Raw genomic sequence first — 22,936 nt, forward strand, 5'->3', positions numbered from 1 at the left:
ACACCAGCATCCACGACCGCGGCCCGGCGGGCATCGCCCTGCGGTCGCGACGAGGGTCATCCTCCGGGATGACATCGGACCCGGACGACCCCGAGTCGACACCCGGAGGGCCGGACCGACGGCGAGCGGACCCGGCCGGTTCAGTCGTCGAGATCGGGCGAGGAGGCCTGCGCCCAGAACCGCTTGGGAATCCGGCCCGCCAACCGAGCCCGACGGCCCGCGCGCACCGCGTCGGCCATCGCGAACGCCATCGTGTCCGGATCGCGCGCCCGTGTCACCGCCGTGGCCAGCAGAACGGCGGAGCACCCGAGTTCCATCGCCAGCGCGGCGTCGCTCGCCGTCCCGATGCCCGCGTCGAGAATCACGGGCACTCCCGCAGCGGCCGTGATCATCTCGATGTTGTGCGGGTTCGCGATGCCCAGTCCGGTGCCGATGGGCGAGCCGAGCGGCATGACCGCCGCGCACCCGATGTCCTCGAGCCGACGCGCCAACACGGGGTCGTCGGTGGTGTACGGCAGCACCGTGAACCCGTCGTCCACGAGTTCCTCTGCGGCGCGGACGAGTTCGATCGCGTCGGGCAGCAGGGTGCGCTCGTCGGCGATGACCTCGAGCTTGACCCAGTCCGTCTCCAGCGCCTCGCGTGCGAGCTGTGCGGTGAGCACCGCCTCGGCGGCGCCGCGACACCCCGCCGTGTTGGGGAGCACGTCGATCTTCAAGCGTTGCAACAACTCCAGCACACCGGTGCCACCCGCGGCGTCGACACGCCGCATCGCCACCGTCGTCAGCTCGGTGCCCGACGCCACCAGGGCGCTCTCGAGCACCGCGAGGTTCGCGGCTCCACCGGTCCCCATCACCAGCCGGGACGACAGTTCGCGCCCCGCGATGACCAGCCGGTCGCCCTCCGCCGGCACCGCGTCAGCCACCCTGCACCGCAGTCAGGATCTCGACGGTCCACCCACGCCCGACGGCCTCGTCCCACCGCGACTTCGGGAACACGACGCCGTCGACGGCGAGTGCGATGCCGGTGTCCGGCAGCCCCAGCTGGGCGAGGAGGTCCCGCACGGTGGTGCCGGGATCGAGCAGCCGGTCCTCCCCGTTGACGGTGACACCGATTCCGGTGGTGGTCATGTGCGCACTCCTTCGATAGTGGCGGTTCGCGTACTCGTCGGGTGGCCCGCCCGGTGTGGCGCGGCTCCTGCAGCATCCGCCGCACACTGCGCGAACTGCGCGAACCGCTGCGGCAGGGCGCACCGCGCCTCCGCCAGCGGCTCGCCCGCCAGTTCGGCGACGACGGCGTCGGCGGTGACGGGTGCGAGCAGCACCCCGTTTCGACCGTGCCCCGTGGCCACAACGACGCGATCGTCGAGACGGCCGATCAGTGGCACGTTGTCCGGGCTTCCCGGCCGCAGACCCGCGGCGGTCTCGGCCAGCTCGAAGTCGCCCACGGCCGGGAACACGCGCTCGGCGTCGGCCAACAGGTCTCGCACGCCGCCGACGGTCACCGCGGTGTCGTCGCCGTGCTCGTACTGCGTCGCCCCGACGACGATGCCGTCGGCACGCGGAACCAGGTACACCGCGCGGCCGTTCACCGTCGCCCGCACCGTGCGAGACGGCGGCGCCGCGGACCCGGCCCGAGTCCGCAGCCGGAGGATCTCCCCCTTGACCGGGCGTACGGGCAGGTTCGGCAGCAGGCGTGCACTGGCCCACCCGGCCGCGACGACGACGCGATCGGCGTCGAGAGCGTCGAGGTCGGTCACGTTCTCCGCGTCCACCCGGACGCCGAGGTCGCGGCAGGACCGATCGAGCGCGGCGAGAAGGGCACGGTTGTCCACCGACATCTCCCCGGGGCAGTGCAACCCCGACCTGGCGCCGGGCGACACGGCCGGTTCGAACGCACGCAGCTCGGCGCGGGACAACAGCTCCACCTCGTGCCCGCGGGCGGCGACCCATTCGGCGACGGTGCGCAGGTCGGCGACATCGGCGGAGTCGAAGCCCAGGGTCACGGTTCCCCGAGCGGTGACGATTCCCGGCCCCAGATCGTCGGCGAGCGCGTGCCACCGGCGCAGCGAGGCGGCGCCGAGTTCGAGAAGTTCGTCCTCACCGGGCCAGCCCTCGGACAGCGGGGCCAACATTCCGCCCGCGACCCAACTCGACGCCCCGTCGGTCGAGCGACCCGGCGCGGCCCGGTCGACGACGCGGACGGACCACCCGGCGAGTGCGGCGGCGCGGGCGACGGTCAGACCGATGACGCCGGCCCCGACCACCGCCACCGAGCCCGACGCGGACGACACCTGTTCCGAAGAAACCGGCACTGACAACACATCCCTCCCTGCGCCGGCATTACCCGGATCAGGTGATTACGGTCTGGGCACGCGGCCCACTCTCAGCCCGTCGAAGGGCTCCCGTGCGGTTCGTTCCTGTGCGAGCCAGACTACCGTGGGCGAGGTGACGACCACGGGACCCACTCCGCGCGAGCGCCTCGCCACCGCTTCCCTGTATCTGTGCACCGACGCCCGCCGCGACACCGGCGATCTGGCCAAGTTCGTCGACGCGGCTCTGGCCGGCGGCGTCGACATCGTTCAGCTCCGCGACAAGGGGTCGGCCGGTGAGAAGAAGTTCGGCCCCATCGAGGCGAAGGACGAGCTCGCAGCCCTCGCCGTACTCTCCGCCGCGTGCCGCCGCCACGGGGCGCTGCTCGCGGTGAACGACCGCGCCGACCTGGCTCTGGCGGCGGGCGCCGATGTGCTCCACCTCGGCCAGAACGACCTGCCGGTGCACTACGCGCGGCGCATCGTCGGACCCGACGTGGTGATCGGCCGCTCGACGCAGAATCGTGCGCAGGCCGCGCTCGCCGAGATCGAGGACGGAGTCGACTACTTCGCCACCGGACCGGTCTGGGCCACGCCGACCAAACCCAACCGGGCGGCCGCCGGACTCGACGTGGTGCGCGAGGTGGCCGAATCGCTGCCGCAGCGCCCGTGGTTCGTCATCGGCGGTGTCGACGCGAGCAACGTGCATCGCACGGTCGAGGTCGGGGCGTCGCGCATCTGCGTGGTTCGCGCCATCACCGCGGCGCGCGATCCCGAGGCCGCGGCACGTGAACTCAAGGCCGCGCTACCCGGACTGTCCTGAGCCCGGCAGTCCCGCACCCGCTCAGCCGAAGAGCGAGGGATGCAGCACCGTCATCCCGGCGCCCGCGAGGGAGGTGTCCGCGCTGACGACCACGGTGTCGGGTTCGCTGCCCGCCGCCCGTGCGTCGGCCTCGGTGCCGACCGACACGACGGCCGCGACCCAACCGAATCCGCCCGACGGAAGCTCGACGGTGCGCCCACCGGGATCCGGGCCGGTCCGGCCGATCACCACCGCACGCAGCGTGGTGGCCCGCAGCATCGGCCAGCTCGACGCGAATCCGGGGTGCAGCGGAAGTGAGCCGACCTCGTCCTCGGCGACCCAGCGCAGTTCGGTGCTCTCGCCGTTCGGCACGGTGTCGAGTTCGTGGCCCGCGTCGGCGACCACCGTCGTGTACGACCAGCCGGAGTCCGCCTCGGCGGTGACCCGTTCCGCTCGGACGATCACCTGCGCGGCCGCGATTCCGGCCTCCTCGCCCGCTTCTCGGACGGCGGCGCGGACCGCGCTCTCGTGACTGTCCTTGGCGCCGCCGGGCAGCGCCCAGGTTCCGCCCTGATGACTCCATGCGGCTCGGTGCTGCAGAAGCACGCGCGCCGAGGAGCCGGACGCGGTGCGCAGCGGGGCGCGAAGCAACAACCCTGCGGCCCCGTGCCTACCCCAGTGCCGGGTGCCGTCGCTGCTGAACAGCCACCCGTCACCGTCACCGATCACGATTCGACTCCCACATCGGTTCACCCTATTCGTCCGGTACGAGGTCCGAGCCCCGGCACCGGCCATCCTCCGGGTACGCGGACCCGGGTGGGCCTATGCTCGAAGCCGCGAACCGGAACGAGCCGACGAAACGGCGCGTGCCGAGGAAGGGGGCGAGGTGTCGGTCGACACGAGTGCGCTCGCTCCACGGGCGCCGCTCGAGACTCGCTCCGAGCGTTCGGAGTTCCTGAGGTCGACTCCCGTTCGGCTCATCACCGTCGGCGTTCTCGTCGTGGCCACGATCATCGCCACCGCCCTGGTGACCACCCTGTCGGTGTCCGAGCGACAGCAGACTCTCGAACTCCTCCTCGCGCGCAGCGAACCCCTGTCCGACGCCGCCCAGAACCTGTACGTCGAGCTGTCCGTCGCCGACGCCGCGGCCGCCACCGCCTTCCTGCTCGGCGGGTTGGACACCGGCGACGTCCGCGACCGATACACCGAGTCCCTCGGCTCCGCCGCCGGTGAGGTGGTCCGGGCGTCCACGGGACTCGCCGCCGACGACGCGACCTCCCGGCGCCTGCTCGCGTCGATCTCCACCAACCTCCCGCTCTACGCCGGGATCGTGGAGATCGCCCGGACGAACAACCGCGTCGGGAACCCGGTGGGTGCGGCATACCTGGCCGAGGCATCCACGCTGGTGCAGAACACCATTCTGCCCTGGGCCGAGCAACTGCACCGGGAGAAGTCCGGCGACGTCTCCGCCGCCCAGCGACAGTTCGCGACGCCTCCGTGGGCGGCGATCCTGATGATCGTGTTCGCGGGGCTGGTTCTGGTGGGCGCCCAGCTCTTCCTCGCCCGACGCACTCGCCGCACCATCAATCCCGGATTCGCGCTCGCGACGGTCCTGATCGTGGTGTTGCTCGGATGGATGCTGGTGGCGGGGTTGATCTCGTCCACGGCCACCAATCGAGCACTGGTGCGCGGCGCCGAACCGCTCGATCAGCTCACCACCAGTCGCATTCTCGGTCAGCAGGCACGCGCGGTCGAGACCATCGGCATGACCCGGCGCGGCGGTACCGAGAACTACGAGCAGAGCTACGCCGACGCCGTCGTGCAACTCGACGGGACGCTGGAATCCATGGCGAGCGATGCCGACCTGCAGGGCAACCGACTGGACGAGACCCGCGAACTCCTCGCCCGGTGGACGTCGGCCCACCAGCGCATCAACGCCGCCCTCGACGTCGGCGACTTCGACACCGCGGTGACCATCGCCACCGGTGACGCCCCGGGCGACTCGACGGACGTCTTCTCGCAGCTCGACGCGCAACTCGTCGACGAGATCGAGGCCTCGCGGAACGAGCTGCGGAACAGCGTCCAGCGCGGGGCCGGTGTGCTGAACGGGCTGACCGTCGGCGCGGGAATCGTGTGCGGTCTGGCGGCGCTGGGCGTGGTCGGCGGCCTGTGGGCCCGGATCCGGGAGTACCTGTGAACCGTCGTGCCGGGATGGCCCTGATCGCCCTCGCCACCGCCGTGGTCACCGGATGCACCACGGCGCCCCCGGTCCCCGAGCAGCCGGACGCGGCCACCGTCGCCGCACCCCTCCCCGACGGTGCGGAGAGCGTCACCTCGTCGACGGCGCCGGCGCCCGCGCCGGTGGACTGCGGCGATCCGCGGGCCAGCGTGCGACCCGACGCCGCGACCGACGACGGGGCTCCGATCCCCGCCCCCAACGTCGACGCCATCCGCGCGCGCGGTCGGCTGGTGGTGGGCCTCGACACCGGGAGCAACCTGTTCAGCTTCCGCGACCCCGTGAGCGGCGACATCGTGGGCTTCGACGTCGACATCGCGCGGGAGGTCTCGCGAGACCTGTTCGGCGATCCGGACCGCCTCGAGTTCCGCATCCTGTCCTCCGCCGACCGGCTCGAGGCGCTCGAGAACAACGCCGTCGACCTGGTGGTGAAGACGATGACCATCACGTGCGCGCGCCGCGAGCAGGTGACGTTCTCCACCGTCTACTACCAGGCCGATCAGCGGGTGCTCGCCGTGAAGGGTTCGGGGATCACCGGCGTCGAGGATCTCGCGGGGCGTCCGGTGTGCTCGGCCGCCGGCACCACCTCGATCGCACGCCTGCAGCGTGTGCAGCCCGACGCCGAGATCATCAGCGTGCCCTCGTGGGCGGACTGCCTGGTGGTGCTGCAGCAGGGCGTGGTCGACGCGGTCAGCACCGACGACGCCATCCTGGCCGGACTCGCCGCGCAGGATCCGTACCTCGAGATCGTCGGCGACAGCATCGCCGTCGAGCCGTACGGCATCGGGATCACCAAGGGTCACGACGACGTGGTGCAGTTCGTCAACCGCACCCTCGAACGCATCCGACGCGACGGCACGTGGAACCGTCTGTACGCCGAATGGTTGTCCGTCCTCGGCCCGTCCTTCGGCGCCCCGTTCCCCATCTACGAGCGCTGATCGACATGAGCGACGAACCGACCCGCGCCACTCCGCGCGAGGAACTCGACGACCGGACGCGCCCCGCCGAGGTGGACGCCGCCGGCACGATGGCGGTGGTGCGGGAACGGCCGTCGGCACCGTCGCGTCGGGCTCGTTCGTCCCGGGCCCGCACGACGGGGTCACGGCGTCGCCTCGGCGGCGGCCTGGTGGAGATTCCGCGGATCCCGGAGGTCGACCCGGCGACGGCCGTCATGTCGGATCCCAAAGTGCCCGAGAGCAAACGATTCTGCTGGAAGTGCAACGCCGCGGTCGGTCGCAGCGTCGACGGTCGGCCCGCCGATCCCACCGGGGACTGCGATCGCTGCGGAACGCACTTCGACTTCTCCCCGCTGTTGTCCAAGGGAGACATGGTCGCCGGGCAGTACGAGGTGCAGGGGTGCATCGCGCACGGCGGTCTCGGCTGGATCTATCTCGCGGTCGACCGCAACGTCAGTGATCGCTGGGTCGTGCTGAAAGGTCTCCTGCACTTCGGAAACGCGGAGGCGCACGCCGTCGCGATGGCCGAGCGGCAGTTCCTCGCCGAGGTCACCCACCCCGGAATCGTCAAGATCTACAACTTCGTCGAGCAGGAGGACGTTCGTTCGACGCCCGACGAACCGTTGCGCCGCACCGGCTACATCGTCATGGAGTACGTCGGTGGGCGGACGCTGCGCCAGATCATGACCGACGATCCCGCTCGAACCAAACTTCCCGCCGAGGAAGCCATCGCGTACCTGCTCGAGGTCATGCCCGCCCTCACCTATCTGCACTCGATCGGGTTGGCGTACAACGACTTGAAGCCCGAGAACATCATGGTCACCCCGGATCAGATCAAGCTGATCGACCTCGGGGCGGTCAGTGCGATCGAGGACTACGGCTACCTCTACGGAACGGCCGGGTACCAGGCGCCCGAGATCGTACGCACCGGGCCGACCGTGGCGTCCGACGTCTACACCGTCGGGCGCACCCTGGCCGTGCTGACGCTCGACGTCCCCTCGGAGCACGGACGGTACGTCGACGGTCTCCCCGAGGACTCGACCGTGCTCACCGAACACGAGTTCTTCGCCCGGTTGCTCGAGCGCGCCATCGATCCCGACCCCGACGTCCGGTTCCGCAGTGCCGACGAGATGTCCAGCCAACTGAGCGGGGTTCTGCGGGAGATCCTGTCGCAGAAGAAGGGTCGCGCACACCCCGCCCTGTCGTCCGTGTTCAGCCCGCAACGTACGACCTTCGGTACGGACGACCTCGTCATGACCACGGACGTCTACATCGACGGGCGGGAACGCAAGGTCCGTCTCGATCCGCGCGGTATCGTTGCCGCCCTTCCGATTCCGCTGATCGACGCCACGGACCCCAGCGCGCATCTCATCGCCGCGGCCGTCCACAGCGAGCCGGAACAGACACTCGATTCGTTGCGGTTGGCGCGCGAGAACGGCATCGAGCGAGTGGTGGGCGCCGACGAGGCTCTGGGTTCGGTCGAAGCCGTCCTCACCGAAGCCCGCGCGTACATCGAACTGAGCGAGGGTGACGCCGCCGCCGAGGTACTCGACCGACTCCCCCCGTCGCGGCCGGGCAACGGACCCACGGCGCACTGGCGCGTCGAATGGCATCGGGGAATGACCGCGCTGCTGCGCCGCGAGCCCGAACGGGCCGCGGAGTGCTTCGACCGGGTGCTCTCGTCGATGCCCGGGGAGATCGCTCCGAAGCTCGCTCTGGCCGCGACGGCGGAACTGCTCGCCGAGCGCACCGAGGACGATCAGCACGAGAAGTGGTCGGAGACCGCCGAACGGCTGTACACCACGATCTGGAACACGGACCGCACCGTCGTCAGCGCCGCCTTCGGCTTGGATCGGCGGCTGTGCGAACGCGGCGCCCTGCTCGACGCGATCGAGACGCTCGACCAGGTACCCCCGACCTCACGGCACTACTCGATGGCGCGGATGACCAGCGTGCTGTCCTTGCTGTCGGGTCCGGACGCGGAGATCGAGGAGGGCGCGCTCTACGAGGCGGCTCGGCGGGTGGAAGCGCTGCCGGCACGCGAACCCCGTGCGCTGCAACTGCGTACGGTGTTGCTCGGCGTCGCTCTCGAATGGATGGAGGCCGGCCACGAGCCGGAATCCACCGCCCCCCTGCTCGGCGCGCCGTTCACGCGTGATTCGTTGCGCACGGGTGCCGAAGCAGCATTGCGATCCCTCGCCCGAACGGCACGAACCCGATCCCATCGGTTCGCGCTGGTGGATCTCGCCAACGCGGTACGCCCGAAGTCGTTGTTCTAGAGCCGGTCTGCGCTCGAGGTCAGGACGTTCGGGCCACCACCGAGGCCGACGCTCGCGCGATGGCGAGTTCCTCGTCCGTCGGCACCACCAGTACCGTCACCGCGGAGTCGTCCGCCGAGATCACGCGTGCACCCGAACCCCGGGCACCGTTGCGAGCCGGGTCGAGGACGATGCCGTACATCTCGAGTCCCGCGAGCGCCGCCTCGCGCACCTCCGCCGCGTTCTCGCCCACCCCGGCGGTGAAGGTGATCACGTCCACCCGACCGAGCTCGATCATGTACGCCCCGATGTACTTTCGCAGCCGGTGGATGTAGACGTCGAACGCCAGCGCGGCCGCGGCGTCGCCGTCGTCGATGCGCGACCGAAGCTCCCGGAAGTCGGTGACCCCGCTCAGACCCTTGATTCCCGAGCGTCGGTTGAGCAGGGTGTCGATCTGGTCGACGTCCATACCCGCGCTCCGCCGCAGGTGCATGACGATGCCGGGATCGATGTCACCGCTGCGGGTGCCCATCACCAGACCCTCGAGCGGCGTCAGACCCATGGTGGTGTCCACCGCGACTCCCCCGCGCACCGCCGAGGCCGACGCCCCGTTACCGAGGTGCAGCACGATCTGGTTCAGCTCGTCGGCCGGGCGGTCGAGAAACTCCGCCACCGCCGAACTCACGTACTGGTGCGAGGTTCCGTGCATGCCGTAGCGCTTGATGCCGTGCTCGGCGGCCGTGGCGGCGTCGATCGCGTAGGTGGCCGCGGCTGCGGGAAGCGTGTGGAAGAACGCCGTGTCGAACACCGCGACCTGCGGCACGTCCGGGAGTTCGCGCAGGGCGACCTCGATCCCGCGCAGGTTGGCCGGGTTGTGCAGCGGCGCCAGGGAACTCAACTCGTCGATGGTGTTCACCACCTCGTCGTCGATCAGCGTCGGTTCGTGAAACACGGTGCCGCCGTGCACCACTCGGTGGCCGACTGCGATCACCTCGGCCTCGGCCAGGTGCAGTCCGGCCTCGCTCATCATCTCGAAGGCCATCCGCAGACCGGCGTCGTGATCGGCGATCTCGACGGTTCGGGTCGACTTCTCGCTCCGGTACGTCAGCGTGATCGCGCCCTCGGGCTCACCGATGCGCTCGACGATGCCGTCGGCGGCGGTGTCCCCGGTGTCCGGGTCGACCAGTTGGAACTTCACCGAGGAGGACCCCGAGTTGACCACCAGAACCGTGCTCATGCGTCCGACCCCGTCATTCCCTGCGCCTGAATGGCCGTGATGGCCACCGTGTTCACGATGTCCTGGACGAGCGCTCCCCGCGAGAGGTCGTTGACCGGCTTGCGCAGCCCCTGCAGCACCGGACCGACCGCGACCGCGTTGGCGCTGCGCTGCACCGCCTTGTAGGTGTTGTTGCCCGTGTTGAGGTCCGGGAACACGAAGACCGTGGCGCGACCCGCGACGTCCGAATCGGGAAGCTTGGACTTCGCCACGGACGGCTCGATGGCCGCGTCGTACTGAATAGGGCCCTCCACCAACAGATCCGGCTCCCGCTCGCGGATCAGGCCGGTCGCCGATCGCACCTTGTCCACGTCGGCACCCGTGCCGGAATCACCGGTGGAGTAGGACAACATCGCGATCCGAGGTTCGATACCGAACATCGACGCGGTCTGCGCGGACGAGATGGCGATGTCCGCGAGCTGTTCCGCGGTGGGATCGGGAACGACGGCACAGTCGCCGTAGGCCAACACCCGATCCGCCAGGCACATCAGGAAGATGCTGGACACGGTCTGCACGCCCTCCATCGTCTTGATGATCTCGAACGACGGGCGGATGGTGTGCGCGGTGGTGTGCGCGGCACCGGACACCATGCCGTCGGCGATTCCCTTGTGCACCATCATCGTTCCGAAGTACGAGATGTCCGCCATGATCTCGCGGGCCCGCTCCTCCGTCATTCCCTTGTGCTTGCGGAGCTCGGTGTACTCGGCCACGAAATCGTCCGTGTACTCCGAGTCCGTCGGATCGAGAATCGTCGCGTCCGCGATGTCCACCCCCAGCTCGCCCGCTCGCCGATGGATGGCGGACGGATCGCCGAGGATCGTCAGGTCCGCGACCTGGCGCTGCAGCAGTCGACCCGCGGCGCGCAGGATTCGGTCGTCCGATCCCTCGGGCAGCACGATGTGCTTGCGGTTCGCCCGAGCCCGGTCGATGAGCCGGTACTCGAACATCTGCGGCGTCACCACCGACGGCATCGTCACCTTCAACCGCTCGAGCAGTCGCGCGGAGTCGACGCGCTGCTCCATGACTCCGAGCGCCGTGTCCACCTTGCGCTGCGATCCCACCGCCACTCGCCCGCGCGTCGCGGCCGCGGCACTCGCGGTGTCGAACGTGCCGAGGTCGGTGGTCAGGATCGGCAGCCGGGGCTGCAGTCCCTCGATGAGTTTCGCGATCATCGGGTGCGGGGTCAGACCGCCGTTCATGATGATGCCCGACAACGACGGGAAACCGTCGGCCTCGTGCGCATTGACCAGCGCCAGCAGCACGTCGGATCGATCGGCGGGCGCGATCACCACGACGCCGTCGGTGAGCCGCTCGAGAATGTGCTCGGCGGTCATGCCGCCCACCATCACTCGAAGCGCCTCGCGCTGCAGCAGTCCGGCGTCGCCGCTGAAGAGTTCGCCGTTCGTGGACTCGAGCAACTCGGCCATCGTCGGTGCGATCAGGAGCGGAATCTCGGGCAGCGCCCAGGCCGGCACGTCGTCGGTGTCGAGCAGCTCGATGATGTCGTCGAGCTGCTCGGGATCGCATCGGTTGGCGACGATCGCCGCCAGATGCGCACGGTGCGTGGTCAATTCGGATCGCGAGAGGTCCGCGAGGTGGGCGATCTCCTGCGGTGACCGACCGGATCCGCGCAGGGCCAGCAGAACCGGAGCACCGAGGTTCACGGCGATCCGCGCGTTGAAGCTCAGCTCGCTGGGGCTCGCGACGTCGGTGTAATCGCTACCGATGATCACCACGGCGTCGCACTGGGACGCCACGTCGTGGTACCGACGCACGATCTCCGCGAGCGCGGCATCCGGATCCGCGTGGACCGCGTCGTAGGTGACTCCGAGCGACTGCTCGTACGTGGTGTCCGACGTCGTGTGGTCGACCATCAGCTCGAGGATGTAGTCCGTCTCGGAGGACGACCGCGCGATGGGCCGGAACACCCCGACGCGCGCCGTCGACGCGCACAGCATCTGGAGCAGACCCAACGCGATGGTCGACTTGCCCGTGTCTCCCTCGGGGGACGCGATGTAGACACTCGAGACCCCCGCGTACTTCGGCGGCTCGGCGGGTGCGGGCGGGTCGATATCGGTGTCGGCCATGACCCCAGCGTAGTGGGCATCACCGAGACCTTCCGTGGTGCCGGAATCCAGCGATCGATCGTGTCGGTGGGATCGGTTACCTTCGCTCGTACATTCGATTTCGGGGGGATTCGATGACGGTTCGGTCGGCGGTGGACGGCGCGGTGGCGGAAACGCTCGCTGCCTTGCCCACGTGGCAGCTCTACGAGAACGTGTGCGCATCGCGCCAGGTCGGCGCGGTCGCGGATGTCTACGAGGCGCGTCTCGACGCGGAGATGGAGCTGTTCCTCGCGGGCGGGGACGCCGACGAGGTCCGGGCGCGCAAGGCCGCCGTCGCCGAGACTGCCGTGGCGATGGGCAGCACCCACGGCGCCGCTTCCCGCACCCTGGATCTGGGCAGCGCGCTCGAACTCCTGCCCGGCACCGCGCTGCGGTTCTGGTGCGGAGTGATCGATCTTCCGCGGGTGCGTTCGATCTGCTCCACGCTGGGCAAGGCCGGTCCGGACACCGTTGCCGCGCTCGAGTGGCAGGTGTTGGGGCACGCCGAGCGCCTGTCGCCCGCAGCACTGACCGCACGCATCTGGTCACTGTGGATGGCCACGGCACCCGACGAGGCGGCTGCGGTCCGCGCGGCGAACGCCCGGACCGCGGGCCGGGTGGACGTCCGCCAGGAAGGTGACGGCACGGCGAAGCTCGTCGCTCGTCTGAGTTCGCTCGACGGCGCCGAGGCCGACGCGGTGATCACCGAGATGGCGGCCACCGTCTGCGCTCGTGATCCGCGGTCGGCAGGTCAGCGCCGGTCCGCGGCCCTCATGGCGTTCCTCCGTCAGGAAGCGCGGGTCGCCTGCCGGTGCGGCACCAGCGAGTGCCACTACGCCGCTCTCGAGGATCCGCTCGCCGATCGACGCCGCCCGCTCGTCCAGATCGTCATGGACGTGCAGACCCTGCTGGGCCTCACGTCCTCACCGGCCCGGTTGGCGGACGGCACGGTCGTCGACGCCGACATCGCGCGCATCATCGCCACCGACGCTCGGTGGCAGGGGCTGCTCACCGAGATGGCCGGGTTGGCCGAATCGCAGGGATGGACGGGAGGTGGCGCGGAATCCGACGGTGATCAGGAAGCCGATGCTCCGGCACAGCCCGACAAACCAGCCCAGCCCGACGAACCGACCCACCGCACCGTCCTCGTCGGCCGCACCACCGACTGCGGCGTCGTACCCACCCCGGCGGCGACGCCCCGGCCGCCGTCGATTCCGATCGTCGATCAGGCTGCAGCGCACTGGCTTCGGTTCCTTCGACGCGACCCCGCAGCCCTGTTCTGCGAACTCGCCATCGGCCACGGTGACCACTCGCAGCCGCCGGCCGGTGCGCTCACCTACCGCCCCTCGGCCCGCGTTGCCGCAGCCGTCCGTTTCGTGAACCCCACGTGCACGTTTCCAGGATGCTCGGTGCCCGCCTCGCGCTGCGAACTGGACCACTGCGTCCCGTTCCGGCACTCGGATCCGCAGTCGGGAGGGTGGACCGTCGAGGAGAACCTTCACCCGCTGTGCACGGTGCACCACCAGCTGAAGACCTGGGGGCTGTGGCAGGCGGTCCCGCTCGGGAACGGACTGGTCGCGTGGCGGTCGTCGTCGGGACTGCTCCGCGTGACCGCGCCGCCTCGAGACTCCGGCGTCGCTCCGGTGGCATCGTCCGCGTCCCGGCGCCCACCGCCGCCGACCCCCCGACTCCTCGGAGCACCCGACGAGACACCGATCGCGGAGCCCACGTGGTGGCAGCGCCACCACCCACCCGGCGACGTCGGGCCGACCCTCACCGACATCCTGCGGGCGGACGTCCGTGCCCGCCCTCGGTTGGCCGAGATCCGCCGTCGATATCACGCCCACCTACGGACGGTTCGCGCCCGACAGTGGGATCGACCGTGCCCGTTCTGAACCGGGCCGGGTTACGCCAGCGCGCGCAACCGCGGCTCGAGATCGCGGGCGAAGAGGTCCAGGAACCGCTTCTGATCGTGCCCCGGGGCATGGAAGACGAGGTGGTTCAGACCCGCATCGACGTAGGGCTTGACCTTCTCGACGGCCTCGTCGGGATCGGAGGCGACGATCCATCGCTTCGCCACCTGCTCGATCGGCAGTTCGTCGGCGGCCTTCTCCATCTCGATGGGGTCGTCGATCGAATGCTTCTGCTCGGGCGTCAACGACAGCGGCGCCCAGAAGCGGGTGTTCTCGAGTGCGGCGTCCGGGTCGGTGTCGTACGAGATCTTGATCTCGATCATGTGATCGATCGCGTCGGTCGACCGTTCCGCTTTCGCCGCACCCTCGGCGACGGCGGGAAGAAGCTTGTCCGTGTACAGCTCCATGCCCTTACCGGAGGTGCAGATGAATCCGTCCCCGCTCCGCCCGGCGTACCGCGCCACCACGGGTCCACCCGCGGCGATGTACACGGGGACACCTCCGTCGGGCACGTCGTAGATCGAGGCGCCCTTGGTCGTGTAGTACTCGCCCTCGAAGTCGACGCGATCGCCCAGCCAGAGTTCGCGCATGAGGCGCACCGACTCGCGCAGACGAGCGAACCGTTCCTTGAACTCGGGCCACTCACCGTCGAATCCGGTCGCGATCTCGTTGAGCGCCTCGCCGGTTCCCACGCCCAGCATGATGCGGTTCGGATACAGGCACGCCATCGTGGCGAACGCCTGAGCGATGACGGCAGGGTTGTAGCGGAAGGTCGGGGTCATCACCGACGTTCCGAGCTGAATACGCTGCGTGCGTTCACCGACGGCGGTGAGCCACGCCAGGGAGAACGGAGCATGACCGCCCTCGTGGCGCCAGGGCTGGAAGTGATCGCTCACGGTCGCGGAGTCCATACCCGCGGCTTCCGCGAGCACCCCGAGTTCCACCAGATCACGCGGCCCGAACTGCTCCGCCGATGCCTTGTATCCCAGCTTCAATGCCTGTGCCACACCGAACTCCCGTCGTGTCGTCCCCCGTCACTGCATTTTCACCGTACGTCGCGCGGGCCGGAGCGCCGGGGTCGGCTTCCGCGAGCGCGGAAGCCCGTACAGTCCGTGACATGGGCGAACGGTTGGCCGAACAGATCGTCGGGACCTACTTCGCCCTGCGTACCGCGATGTCCGTGCTGGCGATCGGATTACCCGTGGGACTCGTCGTGTACTCGCTGCTGGCACCCGACGTCCCGGTCCTCGGCTCGCTCAGCGAGTACTACTACAGCCCGGCGCGTGACGTCTTCGTCGGCGTGCTCGTCGGCACGGGCATCACCCTGCTCTGCTACCGCGGGTACAGCCGGCTCGAGAACCGACTGCTCGATCTCGCCGGCGCCCTGCTGGTGATCGTCGCCCTGGTCCCGACGGCCGCGCCCGGCGAACCGTCGTTCGGGCCGTCGATGATCGTCCACGCCGTGGCCGCCGTCGGGTTCTTCCTGGCGTTCGCCGCGTCGGTCTGGTGGAACGCGGACGACACCCTCCACGCCTCCCGCGACTCCCCGCGCCGCATCCGTCGGTACCGCTCGGTGTACCGGATCGTCGCGGTCGTGGTGGTCGTCGCCCCGGCCTCCGCGCTCGCGCTGGTCCTCGTGCTGAGGCAGGGTGCGTTGGCGGTTCTGGTCGTGGAAGCCGTGGCCGTCGCGACGTTCGGCGGTTACTGGGCGATCAAGTCGTACGAGCTGCGCGGGACCGAGCTCGAAGAGCAGGCCGCGCTTCCCGGACGCTAGACCAGCGTCAGAAACCCACCCCGGCGAACGGTGCGCGAGCGGTGCGGAACAGAACGTCCGCCGCGTCGGGCGTGCCCGTCACCAGCCCCGCCGTCACCAGCCCCGCCCAGCTCGTTCCCCCGAGCAGAACGGCCGCGAGCTCCCGAACGTCGACCGTGAGGTCGGCATCGGCATCGGCATCGGCATCGACCGCACTCACCCCGTCCGACGCGATGCGGTACGTCCCGGTGTTCTCGGGGAGGTCCTTGTCCTGCACCGCGATGGTCACGGCCGGTCCGGCGGCGTAGGTCCGCGCGGCCAGGGCCGCGGGCACGTCGAGGATGCGCAACCACGTCTCGTCCTCGACGCGCCCGAGCCGCACGGACCGCCGATCCTGCACCAGCAGCGGCAGGACCGTGTCGGTGGGCAACGCCGGGAACGCGATGCGATCCACGAGGTCCAGTCGCAGGAGGAACCGCACCAGGTCGGCGAACACCGCGTCGTTCGGGGCGTGGAAGTCCTCGACCTCGATCCTGCGGTCCGCGCCGGACCACCACGACGACGGATCGCCGGCGCGGTAGCGGACGAAGCCGTCGTCGTCGCCGTTCGTGGAATGCACCGCGTTCCACACGGGTCCGGTCTCGTCCTTCGCGTGCAACCGAGCCGCGTTCCACCAGGAGGCCGGCCGCGAGATGGTGCCCGCCCGATCCGACGGGTGCGACGCGACGATGCCCGCGAACGCATCGAAAGCGCCGTCGTTGTCGATGATTCGGGTCGCACCGGAGGTGGCCGCCTCGTCGCGCACCGAGGCGCGTGCGGTGATCACCTCGGCGGACGTGCTCGAGGTGGCGACGCCGTAGCCGTACCGGCCGTAGATGACGGCCTCGGACGCGCGCAGCGAGGCGACGACCTCACCGGCGTCGCGCGCCTCGCGTAGCTGACGGCGCAGGAGTGTGGAGACGATGCCGCGTCGGGTGTGGGTCGGGAGCACCCCGACGTGCGTGACCGCGGCGTGCGAGACGGCGGTGCCGCCGGGCAGCGTCAGGGTGCCGAGGGTGGACTCGGTGGTCCCAACCAGCATTTCCGGACCGTTCTGTTCCGAACCATTCTGTTCTGGACCATCTCCAGCGCTCGCGAAGACGCCGAAGGACCGGCCCGGCTCGTGCAGACCCTCGACGTTCTCCTCCGTCGCCGTCAGGGCCGGCAGACCGACCATGGCGGCACGGAAGACCCGGCGCAGTTCCAGCAGTTCGGCGGCGCCGGTCAGCACGCGCTCGTTCATCGAGCTACCTCCACGATCGTCAGAACGGTTCGATGCCGCAGCACGAAACCCAGTGTGTCGTACAACCGTATCGCGGCGGTGTTCGTCGAACTCGTGTGCAGGAAGGGTACTTCCCCGCGCTCGCGAATCCCGTGCCCGACGGCGCGGATGAGGCGCGACCCCAGGCCGTGGCCGCGGTGGTCGGGGTCGGTGCACACGGCACTGATCTCGGTCCATCCGTTGGGGTGCATGCGCTCGCCGGCCATGGCGATCAGCCGGTCGCCGTCGTGCACCCCGAGGTACGTGCCCAGTTCGATGGTGCGCGGGCCGAACGGTCCGGGCCTCGTGCGCTCGACGAGGTCGATCATGGCCGGAACGTCTGCCTCGGTGAGCACGCGCGCGGTGGGCTCGGGCGCGACGTCGAGGGTCGAACCGTCGTACTGCAGCAGGCCGATCGTGTCGAGGACGGTCCATCCCGCGGGCGGCCGGATGCCGTCTCCCCGCAATGCCACCGACTCCCCCGGTTCGACGATCGCGGCGAGATCGGCCCAGTCCTGCTCGTCGAGAACCGGCGGATGTCCGACGAACCCGGTCACCTCGGGGATGTAGCGACCGATGCGCCCCTTCCACACGGCGAAACGGGCGTGTGCTCCGAGGAGGGACGAACGGATCGGGTCGTCGAGGGGCTCGTACTGCACGCGGACCACCCTAGGCGGTGGCGCAGCGGGCAGAATGGTCCCCGTGACCGACAACGACGAGCAGCCGACGCCTCCCTGGACCTATCTGATGGACATGGACGGCGTCCTCGTCCACGAGGAGCACCTGGTTCCCGGGGCCGATCGGTTCCTGAAGGAACTGCAGGACACCGACACACCGTTCATCGTGCTCACCAACAACTCCATTCGCACCCGACGGGACCTGCAGGCCCGACTCCGACGCACGGGGCTCGAGATCCCCGAGGAGTCCATCTGGACGTCGGCACTGGCCACCGCCACGTTCCTGGGCAACCAGCGACCGAACGGGAGTGCCTACGTCGTCGGCGAATCCGGGCTCACGACGGCGCTGCACGACATCGGGTACGTCATCACCGACATCGATCCCGATTACGTGGTGCTGGGCGAAACCCGCACCTACTCGTTCGAGGCGATCACCACCGCCATCCGACTCATCGAGCGTGGGGCGCGGTTCATCGCCACCAATCCCGACGCCACCGGCCCGTCCCGCGACGGATCGCTGCCGGCCACGGGCTCGGTCGCGGCGCTCATCACCCGGGCCACGGGTCGCGAGCCGTACTACGTGGGCAAGCCCAACGCCCTCATGATGCGATCGGCGCTGCGCGCGATCGGCGCCCACTCGGAGAACACGCTGATGATCGGCGACCGGATGGACACCGACATCGTCTCCGGCCTCGAGGCCGGGCTGCAGACCATCCTGGTTCTGACCGGCATCTCGACCCCGGCCAGCGTCGAACAGTTCCCGTTCCGCCCGACGCGGGTGATCGACTCGGTGGCCGATCTCATCGGGCACACCAGCAGCCCGTTCGGATGAGGTTCGTCTACTCGAGGCCCGACCGCAGCATCGACGCCTCCGGAGCCCGCCGTTCCTTCGACGACATCGACGACGCTCGCGAGGAGCTGGCCGAGGGCGGTGTCTCGATGGTGGTGGGCGCCATCGGTTTCGACGCATCGACCCTGTGCGCCCTGGTGGAGCCGGCCACGGTGGAACGACGCGACACCGCGCGCGAGATCGGCGAGGTACCCACACTGCCCGGTGCGGTGATCGCCTCCCGGAATCCGCCGCCGGACAATCACGTGAAACGCGTACGGCGTGCCCTGTCCGTGCTGAACCACCCCGATTCGGCGCTGCGCAAGGTGGTGCTCGCACGGTCCATGACCCTGGTCTTCGACGCGCCGCTGTCGCCGATCGCGCTGGCGAACACACTGATCGGATCGACTCCCCTGCGCAACGGGTTCGCCGTCGATCTGACCGCGGCCGGGGGCCCGTTCTTCGGGCGCTCCCTCGTGGGGTCGAGTCCGGAACTGTTGGTCTCGCGCACCGGCACCGAGGTGATGTGCCAACCCTTCGCGGGAACCGCTGCGCGACAATCGGATCCTGATATGGACCGCGCTGCCGGGGAAGCACTGCTCACGAGTGCGAAGAATCTGGCCGAGCACCGCTACGTGGTCGAGGCCATCGCCGACGCCCTGGCACCCCTGTGCTCGGAGGTGTCCGTCCCCGATGCCCCGATCCTCACCAGCACCCCCGCGGTGTGGCATCTCGCGACACCCATCACCGCCACGCTGCGCGATTCCGCCACCACCGCACTGGATCTCGCGTTGGCGCTGCACCCCACCCCGGCAGTCGCGGGCAGCCCGACGGAACTCGCGCTGCGCACCATCGACCTCATCGAATCCGGGCGCAGCCGCGACTTCTACGCCGGCATGGTGGGCTGGTGCGACGCGTCGGGCGACGGCGAGTGGATGGTCGCGATCCGGTGCATCGACATCGCCGCCGACGGTCTGAGCGGCGTCACCACCGCGGGCGGCGGGATCGTGGCCGCCTCGGACCCCGAGGAGGAGCTGGGCGAGACGACGGCGAAGTTCGCGACGATCCTGTCCGCGTTCGGGTTGTGACGGGCGCCGGGAAGAACGGCTACCGCTCCAGCGCGCCCGCCAGATCCGCGATCAGATCCTCCACGTCCTCGAGCCCCACGGAGATGCGCACCACGCCGTCCGTGATCCCCACGGCCGCACGACCTTCCGGACCCATGGCCCGATGCGTGGTGGTGGCCGGGTGGGTGACCAGCGACTTGGCGTCGCCCAGGTTGTTGGAGATGTCGACGATGCGCAGCTTGTTCAGGAACTCGAAGGCGCGCGCCTTGCCGCCGTCGAGCTCGAAGGTCACGACGGTGCCGCCGCCGGTCATCTGCGACACGGCCAGGTCGTACTGCGGGTGCGATCGCAGGAAGGGGTAGCGAACCCAGTTCACACCGGGCTGATCCTCCAGGAACCGAGCCACCGCCTCCGCCGAGGAGTTCATGTGCCGCACGCGCAGCGGCATCGTCTCGAGCCCCTTGAGCAGCGTCCAGGCGTTGAACGGGCTGAGCGCGGGACCGGTGTGCCGCATCAGGGTCTGTACGGGTCCGTCGATGTACTCCGCGGAACCGAGGATGGCGCCGCCGAGCACGCGGCCCTGCCCGTCGATGTGCTTGGTGCCCGAGTACACGACGACGTCGGCGCCCAGATCGAACGACTTCTGCAGCACCGGCGTCGCGAACACGTTGTCCAGCACCACCTGTGCGCCGGCGGCGTGCGCGAGTTCCACCACCCGCACCACGTCCACCAGGGATTGCATCGGGTTCGACGGAGTCTCGAAGAACACGGCCGTGGTGGGCACCGACAGCGCCTGCTCCCACTGATCGAGATCCTCGCCGTCGACGAAGACGGTCTCCACTCCCCAGCGAGGCAGGATCTCGTTGCACACCACGAAGCACGATCCGAACAGGCTGCGCGCCGCGACCAGACGGTCACCGGCCTTCAGCAGCGCGCCCAGCGCCGTGAACACCGCGGACATCCCGCTCGACGTGCCGAAGGCGGCCTCGGCACCGTCGATGAGCCGCAGACGCTCCTCGAACATCGAGACCGTCGGGTTGCCGTAGCGGGAGTAGACGAAGTGATCGAGGTCGCCGGTGAACGCCTTCTCGGCGGCCTCCGCGCTCTCGTAGACGAAGCCGGACGACAGGTACAGCGCCTCCGCGTTCTCCTCGAAGCCGCTGCGGTTCAGTCCGCCGCGCACCCCGAGCGTTCCCTGCCCGACGCCGTCGGGCAGGGGTTTGGCGAAGCCGCCGCCCGGAGGCATCCTGCGCTCGGTCATGCCTGACGCCAGGGAAGTCCGACGGCGCGCCAGCCCACCCGACCACGGTGGCCGTCGGCGTCGGTGGCGCCCTCGAAACCGTCGAGCACGTTGTAGGACGGGCCGATCCCCGCCTCGGTCGCGGCCTCCGCGGCACCGATGGACCGCTGGCCCGAGCGGCACAGGAACACCACGGGCCCCTGCGATATCCCCGCAGCGCGCAGTTCGTCGAGGAAGCCCTGATTGCGCGCACCGTCGGGGTATCGATTCCACTCGACGAACGCGGTCGGCTTGTCCAGGGAGGAGATGTCCGGGACGCCGACGTAGCTCCACTCCGCGTGGGTGCGCACGTCCACCAGGACGGCATCGGGATCGTCGCGCAGTATTTCCCAGGCCTGCTGGGGAGTGATGTCTCCGGCGTAGGTCACGCCACCAGTTTTCCACAAGCGACGACGAGGTCCCGCGGCAGTCCGATTTGTCCCGTAGTCGCTGCGTACGGCGTTGTGGGGGCAGTATGTCGAGATGACCGAAGCAGCACCCGCGTCGCCGAACGACACCGGCGATTTCACCCACCGTCAGATCATGACGATCATCTCCGGGCTGATGCTCGGGATGTTCCTGGCCGCGCTGGACCAGACGATCGTCTCGACCTCCATCCGCACCATCGCCGACGACCTGCAGGGGTTCTCGATCCAGGCCTGGGTCACCACGGCGTACCTCATCACGGCGACGCTCTCGACCCCGCTGTACGGCAAGTTGTCCGACATCTACGGCCGCAAACAGTTCTTCCTCACGGCCATCACCATCTTCGTGATCGGGTCGGCGCTGTGCGGGTTCGCCACGTCGATGTACCAGCTCGCGGCGTTCCGCGCGTTCCAGGGCCTCGGCGCCGGCGGCCTGTTCTCCCTCGCCCTGACCATCGTCGGCGACATCGTCCCACCGCGTGAGCGCGCCAAGTACCAGGGCTACTTCCTGGCCGTGTTCGGTACGTCGAGCGTGCTCGGTCCGGTTATCGGCGGTCTCCTGAGCGGGCAGTCGGAGATCCTGAGCATCACCGGGTGGCGCTGGGTCTTCTTCGTCAACGTCCCGATCGGCATCGTCGCGCTCTTCGTCGTGTGGCGGGTGCTGGACCTCCCCCGACGCCACGGCAGCGCCGTCGTGGACTGGCTCGGTGCGACCGCGCTGGCCGTCGGCCTGGTCCCGCTGCTGATCATCGCCGAGCAGGGCCGCACCTGGGGATGGGGCTCGACCGGGGCCTACGTCTGCTACGCCCTGGGGGTGGTCGGCATCGTCTCGTTCGTCGTCGTCGAGATCCGAATGAAGGACAACGCCCTCATCCCGATGAAGTTCTTCCGCAACAGGACCTTCAGCATCGGGTTGGTGCTGTCGGTCATCACCGGCGCCGCGATGTTCGGCGGCATCACGCTGCTGCCGCAGTACCTGCAGGTGGTCAAGGGGTCATCGCCGACGCTGGCCGGATTCCAGATGCTTCCGCTGGTGGTCGGCATCATGGTGGCGTCGATCATCTCGGGACAGATGATCTCGCGCACCGGGCACTATCGCCCGTACCCCGTCATCGGGACCACGCTCATGACGGTGGGCATGTTCGCGTTCTCGTTCATCCGCTACGACACGCCGCTGTGGCTGATCATGGTCGTGATGTTCGGGTTCGGGTTCGGCCTGGGCAACCTGATGCAGCCGCTCACGCTCGCGATCCAGAACGCGTTGCCGCCGCGGGACATGGGGGTCTCGACGTCGTCGGCCACGTTCTTCCGGCAGATCGGCGGCACGCTCGGTGTCGCGGTGTTCCTGTCGCTGCTGTTCTCGCGGGTATCCGACACGATCTCCTCGGCCCTGCGCGACGCGTCCGCCACACCCGAGTTCGCCGCGGCGGCCGCGTCGGCGGCGCAGAGCGACGACCCCGCGGTCGCGGAACTGGCCCGCTCGCTGGCGTCGGGCGAGGGGTCGGCCGCGGGCGGCTTCCTGGACGACACCTCGTTCATCCAGACCCTGCCCGACGCGTTGGCGGCGCCGTTCCAGATCGGCTTCTCGGAGGCCATGGACTCGGTGTTCCTGGCGGCCGGCTTCCTGATGCTCGCGGCGTTCGTGGTCAACCTGTTCCACAAGGAGATCCCGTTGCGCACGCAGGGTGGCCTGGCGGCGCAGGCGGCCGAGGGTCAGGCGGGCGCGCAGGTGACGACCGACAGGGCCTGAC

At 69.5% G+C, this 22,936-nt stretch carries 20 protein-coding genes and 1 riboswitch; of the genes, 9 read left to right on the top strand and 11 right to left on the bottom strand.

Annotated elements, in window-relative coordinates:
* Nucleotides 1–140: 140 nt before the first annotated feature.
* From thiG to thiO, 3 genes are all read right to left on the bottom strand, one after another.
* Nucleotides 141–923, bottom strand: a complete 783-nt coding sequence (thiG, locus tag ACY466_RS18755) for a thiazole synthase (RefSeq protein WP_463247720.1) — start codon at nt 921–923, stop codon at nt 141–143.
* A complete protein-coding gene (gene thiS, locus ACY466_RS18760) occupies nt 916–1,128 on the bottom strand; it encodes a sulfur carrier protein ThiS (RefSeq protein ID WP_463247722.1) in 213 nt (70 codons plus the stop codon). Before thiS ends, thiG begins: the two co-directional genes overlap by 8 nt.
* Nucleotides 1,125–2,312: a glycine oxidase ThiO gene (gene thiO / locus ACY466_RS18765; RefSeq protein WP_463247725.1), complete on the bottom strand. Its 1,188-nt coding sequence runs from the start codon at nt 2,310–2,312 to the stop codon at nt 1,125–1,127. The genes thiS and thiO overlap by 4 nt, the downstream gene beginning before the upstream one ends.
* A riboswitch (TPP riboswitch) is annotated at nt 2,310–2,416 on the bottom strand. Its footprint overlaps the gene before it by 3 nt.
* Nucleotides 2,417–2,445: 29 nt before the next feature.
* Between thiO and thiE the strand changes: the two genes are divergently transcribed.
* Nucleotides 2,446–3,132: a thiamine phosphate synthase gene (gene thiE / locus ACY466_RS18770; protein ID WP_463247728.1), complete on the top strand. Its 687-nt coding sequence runs from the start codon at nt 2,446–2,448 to the stop codon at nt 3,130–3,132.
* 21 nt (nt 3,133–3,153) lie between these two features.
* Here thiE and ACY466_RS18775 read toward each other — a convergent pair whose 3' ends face one another.
* Nucleotides 3,154–3,840 carry an NUDIX hydrolase gene (locus tag ACY466_RS18775; protein WP_463247733.1) on the bottom strand — a complete coding sequence of 229 codons (687 nt, stop codon included), beginning with the start codon at nt 3,838–3,840 and terminating at the stop codon, nt 3,154–3,156.
* 157 nt (nt 3,841–3,997) lie between these two features.
* Between ACY466_RS18775 and ACY466_RS18780 the strand changes: the two genes are divergently transcribed.
* Genes ACY466_RS18780 through ACY466_RS18790 form a run of 3 tightly spaced genes read left to right on the top strand, consistent with a single transcriptional unit; the run spans nt 3,998 to nt 8,582 of the window.
* Nucleotides 3,998–5,308, top strand: a complete 1,311-nt coding sequence (locus ACY466_RS18780) for a hypothetical protein (protein WP_463247737.1) — start codon at nt 3,998–4,000, stop codon at nt 5,306–5,308.
* 14 nt (nt 5,309–5,322) lie between these two features.
* Entirely contained in the window at nt 5,323–6,285 is a 963-nt protein-coding gene (locus ACY466_RS18785) for a transporter substrate-binding domain-containing protein (RefSeq protein ID WP_463252357.1), read from the top strand.
* A gap of 5 nt (nt 6,286–6,290) precedes the next feature.
* Entirely contained in the window at nt 6,291–8,582 is a 2,292-nt protein-coding gene (locus ACY466_RS18790; RefSeq protein WP_463247741.1) for a serine/threonine-protein kinase, read from the top strand.
* Between the two features lie 19 nt (nt 8,583–8,601).
* Here the strand turns inward: ACY466_RS18790 and ACY466_RS18795 are convergent, their stop codons facing one another.
* A complete protein-coding gene (locus ACY466_RS18795) occupies nt 8,602–9,798 on the bottom strand; it encodes an acetate kinase (RefSeq protein ID WP_463247744.1) in 1,197 nt (398 codons plus the stop codon).
* The gene (gene pta, locus ACY466_RS18800) at nt 9,795–11,924 is read right to left on the bottom strand and encodes a phosphate acetyltransferase (RefSeq protein ID WP_463247748.1); all 2,130 of its coding nucleotides are present in this window, start codon (nt 11,922–11,924) and stop codon (nt 9,795–9,797) included. The genes ACY466_RS18795 and pta overlap by 4 nt, the downstream gene beginning before the upstream one ends.
* Before the next feature lie 113 nt (nt 11,925–12,037).
* On the opposite strand from pta, the gene ACY466_RS18805 reads away from it, so the two are divergent.
* Nucleotides 12,038–13,837 (top strand): HNH endonuclease signature motif containing protein, encoded by a 1,800-nt coding sequence (locus ACY466_RS18805; protein ID WP_463247751.1) that lies wholly within the window; start codon nt 12,038–12,040, stop codon nt 13,835–13,837.
* Nucleotides 13,838–13,848: 11 nt separating this feature from the next.
* Here the strand turns inward: ACY466_RS18805 and fgd are convergent, their stop codons facing one another.
* Nucleotides 13,849–14,862 (bottom strand): glucose-6-phosphate dehydrogenase (coenzyme-F420), encoded by a 1,014-nt coding sequence (gene fgd, locus ACY466_RS18810; protein WP_463247753.1) that lies wholly within the window; start codon nt 14,860–14,862, stop codon nt 13,849–13,851.
* Nucleotides 14,863–14,972: 110 nt separating this feature from the next.
* Between fgd and ACY466_RS18815 the strand changes: the two genes are divergently transcribed.
* Nucleotides 14,973–15,629, top strand: a complete 657-nt coding sequence (locus ACY466_RS18815; protein ID WP_463247756.1) for a hypothetical protein — start codon at nt 14,973–14,975, stop codon at nt 15,627–15,629.
* Nucleotides 15,630–15,636: 7 nt separating this feature from the next.
* On the opposite strand, the gene ACY466_RS18820 is transcribed toward ACY466_RS18815, so the two are convergent.
* Nucleotides 15,637–16,890 carry a GNAT family N-acetyltransferase gene (locus tag ACY466_RS18820; protein ID WP_463247759.1) on the bottom strand — a complete coding sequence of 418 codons (1,254 nt, stop codon included), beginning with the start codon at nt 16,888–16,890 and terminating at the stop codon, nt 15,637–15,639.
* Nucleotides 16,887–17,567 (bottom strand): GNAT family N-acetyltransferase, encoded by a 681-nt coding sequence (locus ACY466_RS18825; RefSeq protein ID WP_463247763.1) that lies wholly within the window; start codon nt 17,565–17,567, stop codon nt 16,887–16,889. The genes ACY466_RS18820 and ACY466_RS18825 overlap by 4 nt, the downstream gene beginning before the upstream one ends.
* Nucleotides 17,568–17,601: 34 nt before the next feature.
* Between ACY466_RS18825 and ACY466_RS18830 the strand changes: the two genes are divergently transcribed.
* The gene (locus ACY466_RS18830) at nt 17,602–18,417 is read left to right on the top strand and encodes an HAD-IIA family hydrolase (protein ID WP_463247765.1); all 816 of its coding nucleotides are present in this window, start codon (nt 17,602–17,604) and stop codon (nt 18,415–18,417) included.
* Entirely contained in the window at nt 18,414–19,502 is a 1,089-nt protein-coding gene (locus ACY466_RS18835; protein WP_463247768.1) for an isochorismate synthase, read from the top strand. The genes ACY466_RS18830 and ACY466_RS18835 overlap by 4 nt, the downstream gene beginning before the upstream one ends.
* 19 nt (nt 19,503–19,521) lie before the next feature.
* Here the strand turns inward: ACY466_RS18835 and ACY466_RS18840 are convergent, their stop codons facing one another.
* Entirely contained in the window at nt 19,522–20,727 is a 1,206-nt protein-coding gene (locus ACY466_RS18840; RefSeq protein ID WP_463252358.1) for an O-succinylhomoserine sulfhydrylase, read from the bottom strand.
* An 11-nt stretch (nt 20,728–20,738) separates the two neighbouring features.
* On the bottom strand, nt 20,739–21,149 hold the full coding sequence (locus ACY466_RS18845) for a rhodanese-like domain-containing protein (RefSeq protein WP_463247771.1): 411 nt from the start codon (nt 21,147–21,149) through the stop codon (nt 20,739–20,741).
* Nucleotides 21,150–21,243: 94 nt separating this feature from the next.
* On the opposite strand from ACY466_RS18845, the gene ACY466_RS18850 reads away from it, so the two are divergent.
* Nucleotides 21,244–22,935, top strand: a complete 1,692-nt coding sequence (locus ACY466_RS18850; RefSeq protein WP_463247774.1) for an MDR family MFS transporter — start codon at nt 21,244–21,246, stop codon at nt 22,933–22,935.
* The last annotated feature ends 1 nt before the right edge of the window (nt 22,936 follow it).

This window comes from Rhodococcus sp. K11/5 (assembly GCF_055193735.1).